Annotated in this window: 19 protein-coding genes; 4 read left to right on the plus strand and 15 right to left on the minus strand. The window is 40.3% G+C overall.

Annotated elements, in window-relative coordinates; all coding sequences use genetic code 11:
- Positions 1-208: 208 nt before the first annotated feature.
- On the plus strand, positions 209-2,164 hold the full coding sequence (locus FBF83_RS19025; protein WP_338109135.1) for an NADPH-dependent 2,4-dienoyl-CoA reductase: 1,956 nt from the start codon (positions 209-211) through the stop codon (positions 2,162-2,164).
- Positions 2,165-2,246: 82 nt separating this feature from the next.
- On the opposite strand, the gene FBF83_RS19030 is transcribed toward FBF83_RS19025, so the two are convergent.
- From FBF83_RS19030 to mscL, 5 genes are all read right to left on the minus strand, one after another.
- Positions 2,247-2,996, minus strand: coding sequence for a nucleotidyltransferase domain-containing protein (locus FBF83_RS19030; protein WP_136948716.1), 750 nt, complete (start codon positions 2,994-2,996; stop codon positions 2,247-2,249).
- 92 nt (positions 2,997-3,088) lie between these two features.
- Entirely contained in the window at positions 3,089-3,418 is a 330-nt protein-coding gene (locus FBF83_RS19035) for a tRNA-binding protein (RefSeq protein ID WP_136948717.1), read from the minus strand.
- A gap of 74 nt (positions 3,419-3,492) precedes the next feature.
- Positions 3,493-4,128: a nucleotidyltransferase domain-containing protein gene (locus FBF83_RS19040; protein ID WP_136948718.1), complete on the minus strand. Its 636-nt coding sequence runs from the start codon at positions 4,126-4,128 to the stop codon at positions 3,493-3,495.
- Between the two features lie 85 nt (positions 4,129-4,213).
- Positions 4,214-4,900, minus strand: a complete 687-nt coding sequence (locus tag FBF83_RS19045) for an alpha/beta hydrolase (protein WP_136948719.1) — start codon at positions 4,898-4,900, stop codon at positions 4,214-4,216.
- A gap of 108 nt (positions 4,901-5,008) precedes the next feature.
- Positions 5,009-5,524: a large conductance mechanosensitive channel protein MscL gene (gene mscL / locus FBF83_RS19050; RefSeq protein ID WP_136948720.1), complete on the minus strand. Its 516-nt coding sequence runs from the start codon at positions 5,522-5,524 to the stop codon at positions 5,009-5,011.
- 169 nt (positions 5,525-5,693) lie between these two features.
- On the opposite strand from mscL, the gene FBF83_RS19055 reads away from it, so the two are divergent.
- Entirely contained in the window at positions 5,694-6,908 is a 1,215-nt protein-coding gene (locus tag FBF83_RS19055; RefSeq protein WP_136948721.1) for a DUF819 domain-containing protein, read from the plus strand.
- Between the two features lie 55 nt (positions 6,909-6,963).
- On the opposite strand, the gene FBF83_RS19060 is transcribed toward FBF83_RS19055, so the two are convergent.
- From FBF83_RS19060 to FBF83_RS21015, 5 genes are all read right to left on the minus strand, one after another.
- The gene (locus FBF83_RS19060; protein ID WP_136948722.1) at positions 6,964-7,713 is read right to left on the minus strand and encodes an SDR family oxidoreductase; all 750 of its coding nucleotides are present in this window, start codon (positions 7,711-7,713) and stop codon (positions 6,964-6,966) included.
- Positions 7,714-7,826: 113 nt separating this feature from the next.
- A complete protein-coding gene (locus tag FBF83_RS19065) occupies positions 7,827-8,291 on the minus strand; it encodes a thioredoxin family protein (RefSeq protein WP_136948723.1) in 465 nt (154 codons plus the stop codon).
- Positions 8,288-8,725 carry a disulfide oxidoreductase gene (locus FBF83_RS19070; RefSeq protein WP_136948724.1) on the minus strand — a complete coding sequence of 146 codons (438 nt, stop codon included), beginning with the start codon at positions 8,723-8,725 and terminating at the stop codon, positions 8,288-8,290. The genes FBF83_RS19065 and FBF83_RS19070 overlap by 4 nt, the downstream gene beginning before the upstream one ends.
- 423 nt (positions 8,726-9,148) lie before the next feature.
- On the minus strand, positions 9,149-10,249 hold the full coding sequence (locus FBF83_RS19075; protein WP_136948725.1) for a M24 family metallopeptidase: 1,101 nt from the start codon (positions 10,247-10,249) through the stop codon (positions 9,149-9,151).
- 294 nt (positions 10,250-10,543) lie between these two features.
- The gene (locus tag FBF83_RS21015; RefSeq protein WP_169525644.1) at positions 10,544-10,711 is read right to left on the minus strand and encodes a hypothetical protein; all 168 of its coding nucleotides are present in this window, start codon (positions 10,709-10,711) and stop codon (positions 10,544-10,546) included.
- Positions 10,712-10,882: 171 nt separating this feature from the next.
- Between FBF83_RS21015 and FBF83_RS19080 the strand changes: the two genes are divergently transcribed.
- Positions 10,883-11,785 (plus strand): aldo/keto reductase, encoded by a 903-nt coding sequence (locus tag FBF83_RS19080; protein ID WP_136948726.1) that lies wholly within the window; start codon positions 10,883-10,885, stop codon positions 11,783-11,785.
- Positions 11,786-12,155: 370 nt separating this feature from the next.
- On the opposite strand, the gene FBF83_RS19085 is transcribed toward FBF83_RS19080, so the two are convergent.
- The 3 genes from FBF83_RS19085 to FBF83_RS19095 all read right to left on the minus strand — a co-directional run bounded on the left by FBF83_RS19085 (position 12,156) and on the right by FBF83_RS19095 (position 14,035).
- Positions 12,156-12,560 (minus strand): DoxX family protein, encoded by a 405-nt coding sequence (locus FBF83_RS19085; RefSeq protein WP_136948727.1) that lies wholly within the window; start codon positions 12,558-12,560, stop codon positions 12,156-12,158.
- Positions 12,561-12,619: 59 nt separating this feature from the next.
- Complete coding sequence (locus tag FBF83_RS19090) at positions 12,620-13,189, minus strand: biotin transporter BioY (RefSeq protein ID WP_136948728.1); 570 nt, start codon at positions 13,187-13,189, stop codon at positions 12,620-12,622.
- Positions 13,190-13,261: 72 nt separating this feature from the next.
- Positions 13,262-14,035: a divergent polysaccharide deacetylase family protein gene (locus FBF83_RS19095; RefSeq protein ID WP_136948729.1), complete on the minus strand. Its 774-nt coding sequence runs from the start codon at positions 14,033-14,035 to the stop codon at positions 13,262-13,264.
- A 217-nt stretch (positions 14,036-14,252) separates the two neighbouring features.
- Between FBF83_RS19095 and FBF83_RS19100 the strand changes: the two genes are divergently transcribed.
- Positions 14,253-14,765, plus strand: a complete 513-nt coding sequence (locus FBF83_RS19100) for an acyl-CoA thioesterase (protein WP_136948730.1) — start codon at positions 14,253-14,255, stop codon at positions 14,763-14,765.
- A 546-nt stretch (positions 14,766-15,311) separates the two neighbouring features.
- On the opposite strand, the gene FBF83_RS19105 is transcribed toward FBF83_RS19100, so the two are convergent.
- Both FBF83_RS19105 and FBF83_RS19110 read right to left on the minus strand, forming a co-directional pair.
- Positions 15,312-15,641: a DUF1516 family protein gene (locus FBF83_RS19105; RefSeq protein ID WP_136948731.1), complete on the minus strand. Its 330-nt coding sequence runs from the start codon at positions 15,639-15,641 to the stop codon at positions 15,312-15,314.
- Positions 15,642-16,069: 428 nt separating this feature from the next.
- Complete coding sequence (locus FBF83_RS19110) at positions 16,070-17,215, minus strand: mannitol-1-phosphate 5-dehydrogenase (protein WP_136948732.1); 1,146 nt, start codon at positions 17,213-17,215, stop codon at positions 16,070-16,072.

The raw sequence follows: 17,215 nt of genomic DNA on the forward strand, positions 1-17,215 counted from the left end.
GCGGAAGGTGCTCGACTCCTGCGGGACTAGCGCGCCGAGGAAAGCGAGCATCCTGGAGCGGAAATCAACCGCTTTATAACAACAATGTCTACGAAAACAGCCAATTAAAAAGACGTGCGTAAGCGCGTTTTTTTTATGGAATAAAAGAAAAAAACAGGAAATGAATGACCATTCATCGAATTGTGTTCAAAACAGAGAAGTGTGGTGAATGAAAATGGAATGGAAAAAGTTATTTGAACCAATTCAACTACGGAATTTAACATTGCCAAACAGAATTATGATGGGTTCCATGCACCTTGGTATGGAAGGAAGTAAAGAACAGGAAGAAGCACTGATTTCTTTTTATACTGAACGGTCAGGAGCTTATGGCCCAGGTATTATTGTGACTGGTGGTATATCAGTTTCTCCCGAAGGAGATGGTGGTCACCACTTTCTTGGGTTTTACCGCGACGAAGATCTAGAAGTAATGGAACGATTAACGAAGCGTGTTCATATGGCGAACGGACGAATTGCTGCTCAGCTTTTTCATGCTGGACGCTATGCCTATTCAGAGATGAATCGTGTTCCTTCAGTAGCACCCTCACCAATTAAGTCGCCCATACACCGAGAAACACCAGTAGAACTAAATGAGCTTGATATTCTTAATCTACTTGAATCTTATGCCGAAGCTGGGAGAAAAGCAAAAGAAGTAGGATTTGATGCAGTAGAAATTATGGGGTCTGAAGGGTATCTCATCAACCAGTTTCTCTCTCCCTCTACGAATAAGCGGACTGACAAATGGGGCGGAGATTTTGAGAGAAGATCCAGGTTTGCTATTGAAGTCCTAAAGTCAGTACGTAAAGCAGTTGGAGATGATTATCCTATCATTTTTAGAATGTCAGGGCTCGATCTTGTACCAAATTCCTCAACACCTGAAGAAACGGTTGAACTCGCGAAACGACTAGAAGCGAACGAAGCAGATCTTCTAAACATTGGCATTGGCTGGCATGAATCGACTGTCCCTACTATTTCTATGATGGTACCTAGAGCAGGCTTTATACAACCTTCCTTACAAATTAAAGACGCAGTAAACATTCCTGTCGTTGGAAGCAATCGTATTAATGACCCTGTACTCGCAGAAGAGCTGCTACACAAATTGGATATGGTTTCGATGGCAAGACCTTTTCTCGCTGATCCTCAGTTACTGAAAAAAGCAAAAGAAGAGACACTTGATCAAATCAACACCTGTATTGCATGTAATCAAGCATGTCTTGATCATGCATTTGAAGGTAAAGCAGTGTCATGCCTCGTGAATCCACGAGCTGGTCGAGAACATAAATGGCATATCAAACAAACCGAAAACCCCAAAAAGGTTGTTGTCATCGGTGGTGGTGTCGCAGGAATGGAGGCAGCACGGGCACATGCTGAATTAGGACATCAGGTAGCTCTCTACGAAGCTGGACCTTCAATTGGTGGACAGTTCAATCTCGCACGCAAAATACCGATTAAGAAAGAATTCGATGAGACAATCCGCTTCTATACAACAGAATTACAACGATTAGGTGTTCAAGTTGCTCTCAACCATAAACCCACTGTTGAAGACATTCTTTCACACTCACCTGATACGGTAGTTCTAGCAACTGGGGTTATCCCAAGGGAGCCTGTTATTCCTGGAATTGAACATGCAGTTCGCTACCCTGATGTTCTTTCCAGTAAAGTTACAGCTGGCAAAAAAGTTGTCATCATAGGCGCTGGTGGAATTGGGTGCGACGTCTCTCACTTTCTTATAGAAAAAGGAATAAACGATATCCTCTTACTTAGACGAAACGGAAAAATGGGTGAGGGGCTTGGCAAAACAACAAAATGGGCTATGCTTCAGGAATTAAAACAAAATGGTGTACGCTTCCGCACTAACCTTGTGTATGAAGAAATTACGGAAAAGGGAATCCGAATTACAGATACTAAGACTGGGGAAGAGGAAGTGCTTGAAGCAGATACGGTTATTCTAGCTGCAGGGCAAGAATCTAACGTTCCGAAAGAATATCGAGCCCTTGAACAGAAGGGAATTCAAATTGCGGTTATTGGCGGCGCCCGACTTGCCGGAGAACTTGATGCAAAAAGAGCGATTTATGAAGGAGCGAAAATAGCCTTCGAGCCAGAGACTATTCCTGTTAACCACTTATAATGTTAAAGAAAGAAGAGGTGCCATACCATGGCACCTCTTCTAACTACAATTAAATAACGACGCATTGTAGGATCTAGTCACATTAGATCATTCTTTTAAGAAAGCCCTGTGTGTATCCCGTATCTTCGATTTGTTCCATAATCCACTTTTCCTCTTCTTTCAACCAACTTCTAATAAGCTCAGCTGCCGTTTCATAATGATCAACGGTTAGATGACGGAAAATCATTTCTACCTTTTCAATCTGTTCCTCACATAAGGTTGAATCGAGCGTTTTTAAACCGAGTTGCGCTCTATCTGGATGGTAGTGATGCAAAAGTACTCTTGCGAAATGGACCATGACGTTGTTTAGCATTTGAACGGACCATACTTTATTCCCTCTTCTTTTCGCTTTCTCATATTGAAATAAAAAGAAGGCTGTGTCATCGACATCATTAATAAACTCTTGATGAGATAATGTTAAATGCTGATTATATTTGGACATACGATTATCTGGATCATATAAAATTGTAAAGTAGTCCTTTTCGATAATTGTCTCATCCGTTACTGTAAAAAGATCCAGATGGAGCATATCATCGTACACCGCGATAATTTGCGGTGCAATGATAAAAATTTCATCATAGAATAAAAGATTTGCATAAGTTTCCACATGTGCTTTTCTATTTTTCAGAAAGGCTTCTTTGTCATCCTCTTCTACCAAGCAATAGAGATCGACATCCGAATTGGCATCATGCTCATTTCGACCCATTGACCCTTTTAGAAAAACAGCTTTCACGCACGGATCTTTCATTAACGCTAAAGTAATAACGTCTACCGCTTCCTCTTGTTTCATCATCTAACACCTCTCCTACAGAAATAGATATTACACCATCATATCCCATCTTTTACATTCTCTACAACAAAAAAAGGATGCATGGTAGCATCCCTTTACCCCAGCTTATCTCCATTGTTCACCCTTTGATCCGGTTGAATCAAAACCACACCATTCTCGCCATATACGCCAAGCACCAAAATCTCTGACATAAAGTCCGCTATTTGCCGAGGAGGGAAATTAACTACAGCCAGTACTTGTTTCCCTATTAACTCTTCTCTACTATAAATATCCTTTATTTGGGCGCTGGATTTTTTGACACCGATCTCTTGCCCGAGATCTACTTTTAATTGATAGGCCGGCTTTTTGGCTTTTTTAAAGTCCAACGCTTCTACAATTTCACCGACCCGAATATCTAACTTCATGAAGTCTTCAAATGTAGCCATTCTATTCACCCTACCTTTATTCCAATACCTATTACTTTATTACTCATTCGCTTTCTATATGTAGATCCCTTCAACTACAATCGTTTATTTAGAAAAACGTCCATTACGCTTCGAATTTCTTCCTCACTTACAGTTCTATCCCTATATAAATAAGAAGAATAATATTCAACAAGTAAACGATTGTTTTCCTCGAATTGAATCGAATACAATTCTGATAAAGTTAAAGGGTATTGGGATGTTAAGAGATACCGTTCAATCCGTAGCAAATACATGACATCATTAAGGATTTCGTATTGATTAACCGGAGGCAAAGTACGTTTTAATCTCTGCTCAGTCGATACGAGAAGCTTCATAACGCCTTCTTTTATTTTCTGTCGAGAAGGTAAGACAAATGGCGTCTCGCCAAAAACGTTAAGCTGTTCAAAGCATGGGGCTACATATTCTCTCGTTCCATCAGCATCATTCATGAAATCTTTAAGATTTACTTCTCTCAAATCAAGCGTGACACCCGTTAATTCAGGAATGGATGACGGTTTTATTTTCTTATCATTGTAGAAACACCAGACATCTAGATCAGAAAATGGACCGCCTTCCCCTCTGGCAAAGCTTCCTGTCAAGACAATCCCTCGTAAAGTAGAGGTCTTTAATCGATCAACTAGGCGTTTTGCATATTGTTCAATCATTAATGGGGTCATGAGTGGGTTTAACATAGGTTTCTTCTCCTTTGTAACGAGACCCTAAGAGGAGCTATCATATATGATTCCGGTCCGTATATACAATTTGATATCGGATACATCAATTCGTAAGAAAATGAAATACCTTATCTATAACGTCATCCTGGTCTTCACCGTGACAAATCAGATGCTTCGATTTCTCCATTATACACACCTGCTTCTGATCTGAATCAATGAGATGATATATTGTGTGGGCAGTCTTATATGGAACCATTCCATCTAGCTTCCCTTGAAGAATAATTGTAGGAACGGATACACGTTTAAAGGATGGTTTAAGTCGTTGAACAAGCTTACGAAATTCAATCGATGCAAGCACAGGCGTTGTTTTCAGTTTCTTGCTATACCTATTAAACAATTCGTTTTGAAGAAGTCTGCCCTTTCTCAAGTCCGTTATCATAACACTAATGTCTTTGATCATTTGAACTGGGTGAATATAGTGAATCGCTGCACTCAACAACACAAGCTTATCCACTTGATATTTTGTAGCTAAATAACCAGCAAGTACACCACCCATTGAAAAACCAATTAAATAAACGGTATCGCATTTTTCCATTAACTCTTTTAAGCTTGTTTCTGCAGTAGCAATCCATTGATTATAAGAAACGCCTTGCAATGTTTCTTCTTCTCCATGTCCCGGTAGCGTTGGTACAGATAAGATCCAATTGGTCTGGTTTTTAAAATACTCTGCTAATGGTTCGACTTCATATGGAGCACCCGTAAAACCATGAATGAGCATACATCCGACCATATTTCCCCTCGCCTTTCGTTTAGTGGTTTTAGTTCTATAATACCACTCCACAAAAGAAGTTAATCATTAGGAATGTATAGACGTTTGCTCAAAAAAGAGGGAGCTCTTCTATCTTCTTATAGAGTTTCTAGATGAGGAAGCTTTATTAAAATAAAGTGCTAGCTTCTCTTTTTCCTGTTCCTTTTGAAGGGAAGTTGCGCAATTTGGACAAATAACAGCTCGGGATGGGATTGGCGTACAACAATATGGACATTCTTTACGAGTCATAGCATTAATCGGATCCTGTCCGGGCTTCCTCCAGCGATTCAATTGACGAACGACTAGAAACACGCAAAAGAAAACAATGATAAACCGAATAGAGGTTGTCAGAAATAAACCGTAATTAATCGTAGCTGCGCCAGCTTCTTTCGCATCTGACAAGGATGGATAGTAATGACCATTTAAGCTAATGAACATATCCGAGAAGTTAATTCTTGCTAAGACTAGTCCTACCGGCGGAAGGATAATATCAGATACGAGTGAATTTATGAAATTACTAAACGCCGCGCCTAACACAATACCAATTCCCATATCAGCTGCGTTCCCTCTTATTGCAAAGTGACGAAATTCATTTAATATACCGATGGGAACTCACCCCTTTATGCTTACTCTCCACAATATGTATGCACCAATTATACAAGCTATGATTTTTAATCATTTTAATTTTCCTATAATTCTTATTGAAAGCAATAGACAGATAAGAGGTGGTATAATTTATGTTTGTGACTAGAGTTAACATCAAGGAGTGATCAACATGATATTTGCACTTTCCTGGTCAAAGGCTTCTCCATTAATAGAAGATCCTATGGCTGTATTTGTTTACCTAACGGTAGTAGTAGGACTTATCTTTATGTTGGGGGAATCAAAGAACCATGTTCTTAAGAAACTATTCCACTATGCACCGCCGTTAATCTGGACATACTTTATCCCTATGCTTTCTACGACCTTTGCAATCATTCCGCAAGAGTCGTCCCTATATGGATTTGTTGCCACATACATTCTTCCAGTCGGACTGCTGCTACTCTTGTTATCAGCTAACGTTCCTGCAACGTTACGACTTGGACCTAAAGCTTTATTAATGTTCCTCGCTGGTACACTCGGGGTCATTATTGGCGGTCCCATTGCGCTTGCCATCTTCCAGCCATGGTTACCTGAGGACGCATGGAAAGGCGTAGCAGCATTAGCAGGGAGTTGGATTGGCGGTTCAGCGAACATGGCCGCTATGATTGAAGCTGTAGGAACACCTAAAGAGATTCTGTCTCCAATTATTGTAGTAGATACTGTCGTGGGTTACAGTTGGATGGGAATCATGATTTTCCTAGCTGGGTTTCAGGATAAATTCAACAAATGGAACAAAGCGGATGATTCGATCATTCAAAGTGTAAATAAAGAAATGAACGACATTCAACGCAAAAACGAGCGACCTATTCAGGTACCACAACTACTTGGTCTGCTTGGATTAGCTTTTGGTGTATCTTATATTGTTCTTAAAATTGCAGAGAAACTTCCTCAGTCAGCTGTTCTCTCAACGACAACTTGGACAGTTATGATTATTTCTGCCATCGGAATTCTTTTCTCATTCACACCAGTGATGAAACTAGAAGGCTATGGTGCTAGTAAAGTAGGTTACACTGCCATTTACCTTTTACTCGCAACCATTGGTGCAAGAGCCGACCTTACGTACGTCATTGATTCCCCACAATATGTTCTAATGGGAATTGTCTGGCTCAGCATTCACATTCTCGTAATCTTTATCGCAGCAAGATTACTACGAGCACCTTTATTCTTTGTTGCCGTAGGCTCTCAAGGTAATATTGGTGGCACAAGCTCCGCTCCTATCGTTGCGTCCGTATTCCAACCTTCTCTAGCTCCAGTGGGACTTTTGATGGGAATAGTAGGTAACGTTGTTGGTAGCTACGCAGCCGTGCTCTGTGCACAACTCGCTAAGATGGTTGCAACCATGCTTTAACTTATACCATTAAAAAATCCGTGCTCTCTTTAAGAGCACGGATTTTTGGTGTTTGTTAACCTTGTGATGTTGGACGAACTAGTACTTCATTAATAGAAACACTATCTGGTTGACCAACTGCATAGTAAATAGCATCTGCAATCGCCTCAGGATCAAGTGGATCAAGACCCTTTGGACCACGGTTGTTTAATTTCTCTTGCACATCTTCATCTGTAATGGTGTTTGTTAATTCTGTCGCAACAGCTCCTGGAGAGATAATTGTTGCGCGAATGTTTGTAGAAGGGGACATCTCTTTACGAAGTCCTTCTGTAATAGCACGTACTGCAAACTTCGTACCACAATAAACTGCTCCTGCTGGCATAATTTCATGACCTGCTACAGAAGATACGTTGATAATATGACCTGATTTTCTTTCTTCCATATGTGGAAGAACGCCTGCAATACCATAAAGGACACCTTTAATATTAACGTCTACCATCTTGTCCCATTCATCAATCTTGAGCTTATTTAAGAATGAAAGTGGCATTAGACCAGCATTATTGATAATAACATCAATTTGGCCATACTCTTCAATTGTTTTATCAGCTAGAGCCTGCATTTGCTCTCTAGAAGTGACATCGGTCTTTTGAATAATCGCTTCGCCACCGTTGTTTGTTATTTCTTTTTTCAACTCTTCCAGGCGATCTTCACGACGTGCTGCAAGTACAACCTTCGCTCCATCACCTGCGAGCTTTTTAGCTGTAGATTCGCCAATTCCACTACTTGCTCCAGTAATAATAACGACTTTTCCAGTAATATGACTCATGAATATCCACCTTTCGTTTTATCTTCACCTCTCTAGTTCCCGAGAGTTCAGTAACTAAACATTTGAATGTTCTCTTTCCATTGAAAAAAGCACCCTTATCAGGTGCTTCTATCTTACTTATTCTTTTCAATCCATTGTTTGAAGGTCTCTTCAGACTGAGATCCAACAATACGATCGACTTCTTTGCCATCTTTAAATCGTACTAGCGTTGGAGTCGATTCGATGGCATAATCGTTCCAGCCATTTTCAAATTCAAGAAGGTTGAACTTCTTAAGGTCAATCCCTATATCTTCTGCAAGTGGGACAAGGACTGGTGACGTATTTTTACAGTGAATACAAGTAGGACTATAAAAATATACAAATGCATCTTCTTCATCAGATAGCATCTCGTCAAGTTCATCAGGCAAAATCTGATTCTGATAGAGTGGATCTTCTAACTGATCAACTGTTGCAGGATCGAGCGAATCCTTCCCGTAAGGATTACCCTCAGCTTTCTCACTATTACTTATATTCGTGACAACTGCTAGTGCTCCAAATATTACAATGACAATTCCAAGAAAAATAATGGCTTTCTTCATATGTTATTCTCCTTTTTCGTTTGTTTATAAAGGACGATCATTAGAATAGAAATACTCGTAAAAGCTAGTAAAGCAAGAAAAGGAATTGTAATAAATCCAAGTAAATTAATGTATTCCCCTGTACAAGGTACTCTTCCACAAGCAGGTGCTGAATCAGCAAAAAATGCTGCTTTTTGAATGAGGTAATGATAGATTGAAATACTACCTCCAATAATGGAAAGTGGCAGAACATATACCCACTGTCTGGAATCTTTTTTCACCATCGCAATACCTAATAGTAGAACGAGTGGGTACATGAGAATTCGCTGGTACCAGCATAATTCACACGGTTCATATTTAAGTACTTCTGAGAAATATAAGCTTCCTGCAAGCGCAAAAACGGAAACCGCCCAGGCACTAAAGAGCAGATACTCTATTTTTTTCTCTTTATCCATTCGTTAACTTCACTTCTTTCACTCTGAAAATGATAACCCCATTATACACACCAAAAACCCTGATAAATAGATTAATCGTGACAATCCCACTACTTTTTTAAGGCTCTTTTCTAATACGATAACGTTAAAGTCTTGTAAGAACGTATATAATGGTACCAGTTTGAGGCTCTTTTCTAAAAGATTGCTGATTTTTAAAGATTTTTCTATAGAGAACCTCACTTTGTTGATTGGAGCGGAAGGTGCTCGACTCCTGCGGGATTAGCGGGACAGGTGAGTCCCCACAGGAGCGTAAGCGACGAGGAGGCTCACCGCCCGCCCCGCGGAAAGCGAGCATCCTGGAGTGGAAATCAACCGCTCTAAAGCAATAGTGTCTACGATAACAGCTTTTTGAAAAGCCGACTCTTGTAGGGAGCCGGCTCACTATTACCTTATAATTTGTAACTCTTTCGGATACTTTGTTAGCGTCTCGTAACCATTATCCGTAACAAGTACATCATCCTCAATACGAACTCCGCCGACTTCAGGAAGATAGATACCCGGTTCAATCGTATAAGTCATTCCCTTTTGAAGAAGGCTATCATTTTTCTCACTCATCGACGGGTACTCATGTACTTCAATACCAATGCCATGACCGATTCGATGAGGGAAGAAATCTCCATAACCAGCCTCACTTATGACATTGCGGGCAGCAAGATCAATATCACCAAGACGTGTGCCAGGCTTAGAGATCGAAAGTGACTCGTTCTGCGCTCGTAACACTGTTTCATAAATTTCTTTTTGTTTCTCATTAATATTACCGAAAGCAACAGTTCTTGTGATGTCTGAACAATAGCCATTCAAAACGACACCAAGATCAAATAACACTAAATCGCCTGTTTTCAGTTTACGCTGCCCTGGGTTCCCATGAGGTTGGCCCGACTTTTCACCAAATAAAACCATTGTGGAAAACGACATTTCTCGGATTCCTTTTTTCTTCAATTCAAATTCAATTGTCGCCAGAACTTCCATCTCAGTAATGCCTTCTTGAAGAGCTTCTACCCCAGTTTGAACGCCAAAGTCAGCGAGCGACGCTGCTTCTCTTAAAATCTCAATTTCCTTCTCATCTTTTATGAGGCGCAGTTCATTAAGCCCAAGTTCTGCTGAATGAAACCCAATCTCTGAGAAGTGGTTCTGAAGCTTTTCAACTCGTTCATAAGCTAGTGTAGATTTTTCAATTGAAGCAGATTTAGGATTTTGTATACCACGTGCTTTCAATGCTTCATGTATAAAATCAAACGGTTCTTCTGAATCACTATATCCAATAATGTCGTACTGCCAACCTGCATCGCGTGCTTGAGACTCTTCCATGCCTGGACAAACAAGAAACGGCTCATGATTTGGAACGACAAAAAGACCAAGTAACCTTTCATGTGGTTCACAATGGAAGTTTGTTAAGTAGAATACATTTGATGGTGAATGGAGGAAAGCAAAATCCTGATTCTGCTCAGTAAGCCACTCTGTAAATTTAGTTAAACGTTCGTTCATATTAGCACATCCTTTTTCCATTACTTCGCTATAAACTACCATTTATGTAGTTGTATTCCCCACTAGCTTATCATAAATAACGATAACGCAAGGCGAACAAGTCCCCTCACCTTTATTTGTTTCAGACCAAACCAAAAAAATAGCTGCCTACGATGGCAGCTATTAATTTCAAACAATTGGAGAAGGGGGAACTTCTTTCGCTTTGTTTGAGCTATGCAATTTGAACGTGTCGGGGAACACAATTCATGTTTATTTCTTTTATGCTGATAATGATAATCTTTATCAATTAAAAAGTCAATACGATTTTCTGAAAATGAATTGGGATGCTTTTTCTGGGCGATTTACTTCTTTCTTACGGATATATCCACTTTTAATAGCTTCAGCTCTAAGTACAACTGCAAACGCACCGAATGAAAGAACCAAGATCAAAAAGAACATTGAGATTTGTACGAATTCAATCATTTTACACCCCTAATTTCATTAGTTTTGCTCATTATAGCACGGCTTAATGATAATGAGAAGCATTATCATTAAGGCTGAGGCTTCATTATAAGCAAAGACCTTTTGGTTGTGCAAGCGGTTTTATTACACTATTATGAAAGGTGTACTTATACGCAATCAGGAGGTAACAATATGCAACGTGTTGATATTACTAATGATTTATCATTTTCCCGCATCATTCATGGATTATGGCGTCTTGCGGATTGGAATCAGTCTAGCGAAGAAACACTCTCTTTAATTGAACATAACCTTGAGCGCGGTATAACAACGTTTGACCATGCCGACTTATATGGAAGTTACGCGTGTGAAGAGCTTTTTGGTAAAGCCCTTGCGCTTAAGCCTTCCCTTCGAGATGAAATGGAAATTGTAACGAAATGCGGTATCGTGATTGAATCACCTAATCGTCCAACACATCAATCTCATCATTACAACACGAGCAAAGAACATATTATTGCTTCAGCTGAACAATCTCTTAAGTCGCTTGGCATTGATTACATAGATGTTCTATTGATTCATCGTCCAGATCCATTTATGGACCCTGAACAAGTTGGAGAAGCTTTTTCTACTTTAAAACAGGATGGTAAAGTTCGTCATTTCGGTGTCTCAAACTTTAAGCATCATCAATTTAACATGCTACAGTCATATGTTGACCAGCCGTTAATCACGAATCAAATTGAACTATCTGCTTATAACCTGGAAAACTTCGAGGACGGTACACTAGACCTTTGTCAGGAAAAGCGAATGAAGCCAATGGCATGGTCTCCTCTTGCGGGTGGTAAAGTTTTCACTGCCAATGATGAGAAAGCAGTCCGTCTTCGCCAGACAGTTGAGAAAGTGGCATCTGAAATTGGCGCAGAAGGCATGGATCAAGTTCTTTACGCATGGCTTTTAAACCACCCAGCAAACATAATGCCAATTGTAGGTTCAGGAAAACCTGAACGAATTGACAGTGCGGTTGATGCGCTAAATTACTCATTAACACGCGATCAGTGGTTTGAGATTCTTACAAGCTCAATGGGATATGACATTCCTTAAACACATTTGTCTATTAAGATCAAAAGCTTCTTCCCTCAAGGGAGGAAGCTTTTTTAATAGGCTGTTTTCGTAAACATTGTTTCAATAATGCTGTTGATTTCCGCTCCAGGATGCTCGCTTTCCGCGGGGCGGGACGCTTGAGCCTCCTCAGCGCACAAAAACATTGCGCCTGTTGGGTCTCACCTGTCCCGCTAGTCCCGCAGGAGTCGAGCACCTTACGCTCCAATCAGCTAAGTTTGGTTCTTTATACAAAAACTCTTTCAAAAGCAACAATCTTTGAGAAAAGAGCCTTTTATTATGAACATCATAAGTCAGCACTCATTAAACAAACGTTTATTTAATTCATTCTTGTCACTAAAAAATCAGCACATTAACCGTGCTGATCTATTTCTTTATTTTTATTTAGTAGCACCCCAGAAATAGCAAGTTTTCTACTCCCTGTAAACGCAAGAATGAAAGATAGGCCAAGAAGAGAAAGCGGGAATTCGTAGCCACCGATTAAACCCATTCGAAACTTTACAAGTACGATGGCTCCCATCATCGTAAGTCCAAGGAGAATAGCAGACGGAACGACGAAAATGCCTAGAATAAGAAATGCTCCTCCCAAAGCTTCAATGATCGCTGTAGCGTAAGCAAGCCAAGCAGGCTGACCAATTTTTTCGAACATCGCAATCGTGTTCTCCATTCCGCCAAGCTTCTGTATACCATGAGCTAACATAATGATTCCAAGAGTAATTCTTCCTCCTAGTAAGCCCCATTCTATTTTTGATTCCACTACTAGCACCCCATTTTATTGTTTCTTAGCTAACGTGCGAGAAGCGTAATTAGATCACTTTACACCCGAGCAGATGGACGATTACTTTGTAATAACCTTGCTTGAACAAGTCGTTTACGTACCGTTATTCCTAACCAGCTAGCAAGAAATGCCTTGATTAAACCCACAATAATAAAAGGATAAACCCCAAAAACAAATGCATCACTCCAAGATAATTCTGCAACAAATTTTAACTGAATTGTTCCAAGACATAAGATCAAGACCATAGCAACGGTATTCGCTATGAGAGCGTTCGTAAACGAAAAAGATGTTTTTTCTAGAATTAGTCCAGTTATATAAGCTGCTACAATAAAAGCAAAGATATATCCTCCTGTTGGGCCAAACAGGACGCCTAGTCCTCCCTTTGCTTGTGCAAATACAGGTAGCCCAATTGCTCCAAGTGCAGCATAACAAATCATGGTTATAGCACCGTAACGGCTACCAAGAATAGTAGCCGTTAACCCTACAGCTAGTGTCTGACCGCTTATAGGAACAAGAGGTAGTGGAATTTCAATTTGGGCAAGGATTGATGTTATGGCTGCAAAGATTCCACATACTATCGTCATTCGAAGCTTATTCGTGTTTCTCATTCTTCTCCCCCCTTTAATGTTAACCAATATAATTAATAGGTTAACATTAAAGTAAAAGACATGAAAGTTTTTTTATGGCATGCTTTCATCAATCATCTCAAATCCAGGAATCATCTCGGATAACCTCACAATAACAGCATCATCCTTATAGATCGGGATATACTCGGTTAGAACAGCTACCATCTTCTCGCCAGCGATACCTACGTGTCCAATGGCTATATGAGCATCATTATCTTTCAAGCGTTCAGCGAGCTCCTGCGCCTTTCTACTCATATGTCGAATTGTATAAACGTCATCAAAGAACAGTTCATTTTCAAGATACGGAACTCCGATTTCTTCTGATAACTCTGGGATCACGGTTTTATCGGTTGTTCTACTATCAAGGTAATAAAGACCTCTTTCACGACAAATCTCTAGTACAATTCTCATAACCCGCTCATCAGCTGTTGCTTTTGAACCCATATGATGATTCATTCCAACTGCATGTGGCACAGCATCAATAGCAGCATTAATACGCTTTCTAATCTCTCCATTAGATAAATTTGTTGTTATAGCCCCTGGTCCAAGCCAGCTTTTCTTGCCTTTAATTGGCTCCATTGGAACATGGACAATCACTTCATGCCCAAGACTGTGAGCAAGATTAGCATCACGCTCAGTGGTTTCGAGAAATGGCATAATCGCAACCGTCAAAGTAACGGGAAGCTTTAGCATTTCATCCGTACCACCCATGTTATTCCCAAAGTCATCAATCACAATTGCAAGCTCTCTATCACCTTTGGTACTTTCAGCTGACACTTGATTGGGAAGTAAGGTAATGAATAATAGGACACATAAGAACATTCTCATCGACTCACACTCCTTTCATTTCTTAACATCCCCAATCATTAGAAGCTTAATGAGTTTGTGGTAATTTAGGCTTTTTCTATACAACTAGATGAGATTTAATGGAGAAGGGTAAATAAATTCTTTTTCCATACTCATTCTGAGAAAGGTTTTTCAATACTAATTCAAGGGCATAGTAAAGATAGACTACAAGAAATGCATACTTAAAGGAGAGACAACCATGGAAAACAAATATATTCGCGAATCACGTGTTGTCAAAACAAGCCACGTATTCCCTGAAGCAACGAACAATCACAAAACTCTTTTCGGCGGCCAGCTCATGAGGGACATCGATGACATCGCATCAATAGCAGCCATGCGTCATTGCCGGAGTGAAGTCGTAACGGCCTCAACTGATTCAGTTGATTTCCTCTATCCAATTACTCCAGACGACTCTGTTTGTCTTGAAGCATATGTTACGTTTACCGGTAAATCTTCGATGGAAGTGTTTGTAAAAGTAATCGCAGAGCATCTTTTATCTGGCGAACGAAAGATTGGAGCTACAGCTTTCCTTACATTCGTTTCCCTTGATGAAAATAAAAACCCACTTAGCGTTCCAAAAGTAATACCTGAAACAGAAGAAGAAAAGAACCTTCACGAAACTGCACCAGCCCGTGCCCAAAAACGCCGTGAACACCGTCAAGCAAGTAAAGAACTAGCCGGCCTCCTAACCACCCAAAAACCCTGGGAATAACAAAAGCGGAAGTGCCCCGTTAGGCCCGAAAAGCGCTGGAGCCTTATGAAAAGAACACGCTCTTTGTGTTCATTTCATAAGGTGAAGCGATCGAGGGACTGGGGCACTGCAGCTAGACGATACAAAAGCGGAAGTGCCCGTTTAGCTTCGACAAGCGTTGGAGCCTTTTAAAAAGAACACGCTCTTTGTGTTCATTTTAAATGGTGAAACGATCGAGAAGCTGGGCACTGCAGCTAGATGATACAAAAGCGGAAGTGCCCCGTTAGGCCCGAAAAGCGTTGGAGCCTTATGAAAAGAACACGCTCTTTGTGTTCATTTTAAATGGTGAAACGATCGAGAAGCTGGGCACTGCAGCTAGATGATACAAAAGCGGAAGTGCCCCGTTAGGCCCGAAAAGCGTTGGAACCATACAAAAAGAACACGCCTTTTGTATTCATTTTGTATGGTGAAACGGTCGAGAGGCTGGGCACTGCAGCTAGATGATACAAAAGCGACGGCCATAATCGGCCGTCGCTTTTGTTCGTTTTTTTCATATCCTGTTACTTACTAGATTATGTCGTATCCGATTGAAAGAATAATTAGAAGAAGTACAATAACCGCGATCCAGTAAACTTTTGTTGATTCTGAACGCTTTCTTCTCCCTACAACGACTTCCATAAATCCAATTAGGACAATTGCTAGGATACCCTTGAATACATAGAGCAGTGGGAAACCGATCATCACTAACATACTAACCCCAGTAATAATCATAATCAGGTAGAATAAACGCTGAATCATCGGCGTGATTTTTTGATTAGGGGCAAAATAACTGATAACTAATAGTAGAACAAGAATCGCCCATGACCCCGCATGAGACTGTAGTAAAATATTGTACATTAATGTTCCCCTTCCAATTCTTTATGGTTATGACAATTGCCATACCTTAATAGTAGATAGGAAGTAGAACGGACACAAGTCCTAATATGAAATAGTCTCAAAAAATTTATGCTAATGTGAACCTATAATGACTAATTTAGTGAAAATAAAAGGCTCTTTTCGTAGACATTGTTGCTTTTACTGTATAGCGTTTGATTTCCGCTGCAGGATGCTCGCTTTCCGCGGGGCGGGCGGTGAGCCTCCTCGTCGCTTACGCTCCTTTGGGGTCTCACCTGTCCCGCTAGTCCCGCAGGAGTCGAGCATCCTTCCGCTCCAATCAGCGAAGTGTGTGTTTTTATTCAATAATTATTTCAAAAGCAACAATCTTTTAGAAAAGAGCCAAGTAAAAAGAGAAGCTCCAGCTTGAGCTTCTCTTTCAGCAGATCAACCTACTTCATTTCCTCGAAATGTTTCATAATGATTTGGAATAGCTTATCTCCCTCTTGAATTTCTGTAAACGAAGTAATGGCATTTGTAATTCCATCTTCTTTAATCTTATTTTGGATTGTTGCAGCTTCTTCATCATCTTGTGGATCGAATAGCAATGCTGCTGCAATTCCTTTTGCGAGATATGTTGGTTCTTTGTTTAACTCAGCAAGTTGTCTAGCTGGACCTACAAGTCGATCATCTGGTCCTAGTTTACGAATTGGAGCACGCCCTACACGAGTAACCTCATCTACAAGATGCGGATTCAGAAAGCGGCTAAGAATCTTTGTAATATAAGCATCGTGCTTGTCAGACTCAAAACCGTGCTTATGATGTAATAACTCACCAGTTTCTTCTAGTGCCTTTTTCACATCAGAATGAATAGCTTCACTCTCAAGTGCATCCTTTATCGTCTTAATTCCTGCTTGATAACCAAGGTAGGCTGTTATTGCGTGACCAGTGTTTACAGTGAATAGCTTTCTCTCGATGTATGGCGCAAGATCATTCACATACGTTAGTCCAGCAATATCAGGAACCTTACCTGCCATCATAGTTTCATCAACTACCCATTCGTAGAAAGGTTCTACTGCTACCATTAATGGGTCTTCATGTGATTGATTAGGTACAATTCGATCTACGGCAGCATCAGGAAAACCAGCATACTGATTAAGGGATTCACGCTCAACGGAATCCATTTTCTCTGCTACTGCATTCTTAAGTAAAGTGCTTCCGCCAATCATATTTTCACATGCAATAACATTAACTGGGTCTTTTCCTGCTGACATTCTTTTCCCGATACCCTCTTTAATAACTGAAGAAATAAGCTGAAGAACGGTTGGACCAACCGCAGTCGTAATCAAATCAGCTTCGTAAATAGCATCTACAACCGCTTCAGGATTCTTCTGGCTATTGATTCCCCTTACACCTTCTACTGTGATTTGGTCGCTTTCCTGACCAAGAATTTCGACAGTATATCGATTACGCTTATTAAGTTCATTAATGACTGTTTCATTGATATCAACGAAACATACTTCATATCCTGCTTGAGAAAGAAGCTTACCAATGAATCCCCTTCCTATATTTCCAGCTCCAAAATGAACAGCAAGCAT

The sequence above is a fragment of the Guptibacillus hwajinpoensis genome (genome assembly GCF_005144865.1).
GTDB lineage: Bacteria > Bacillota > Bacilli > Bacillales > Guptibacillaceae > Guptibacillus > Guptibacillus hwajinpoensis_A.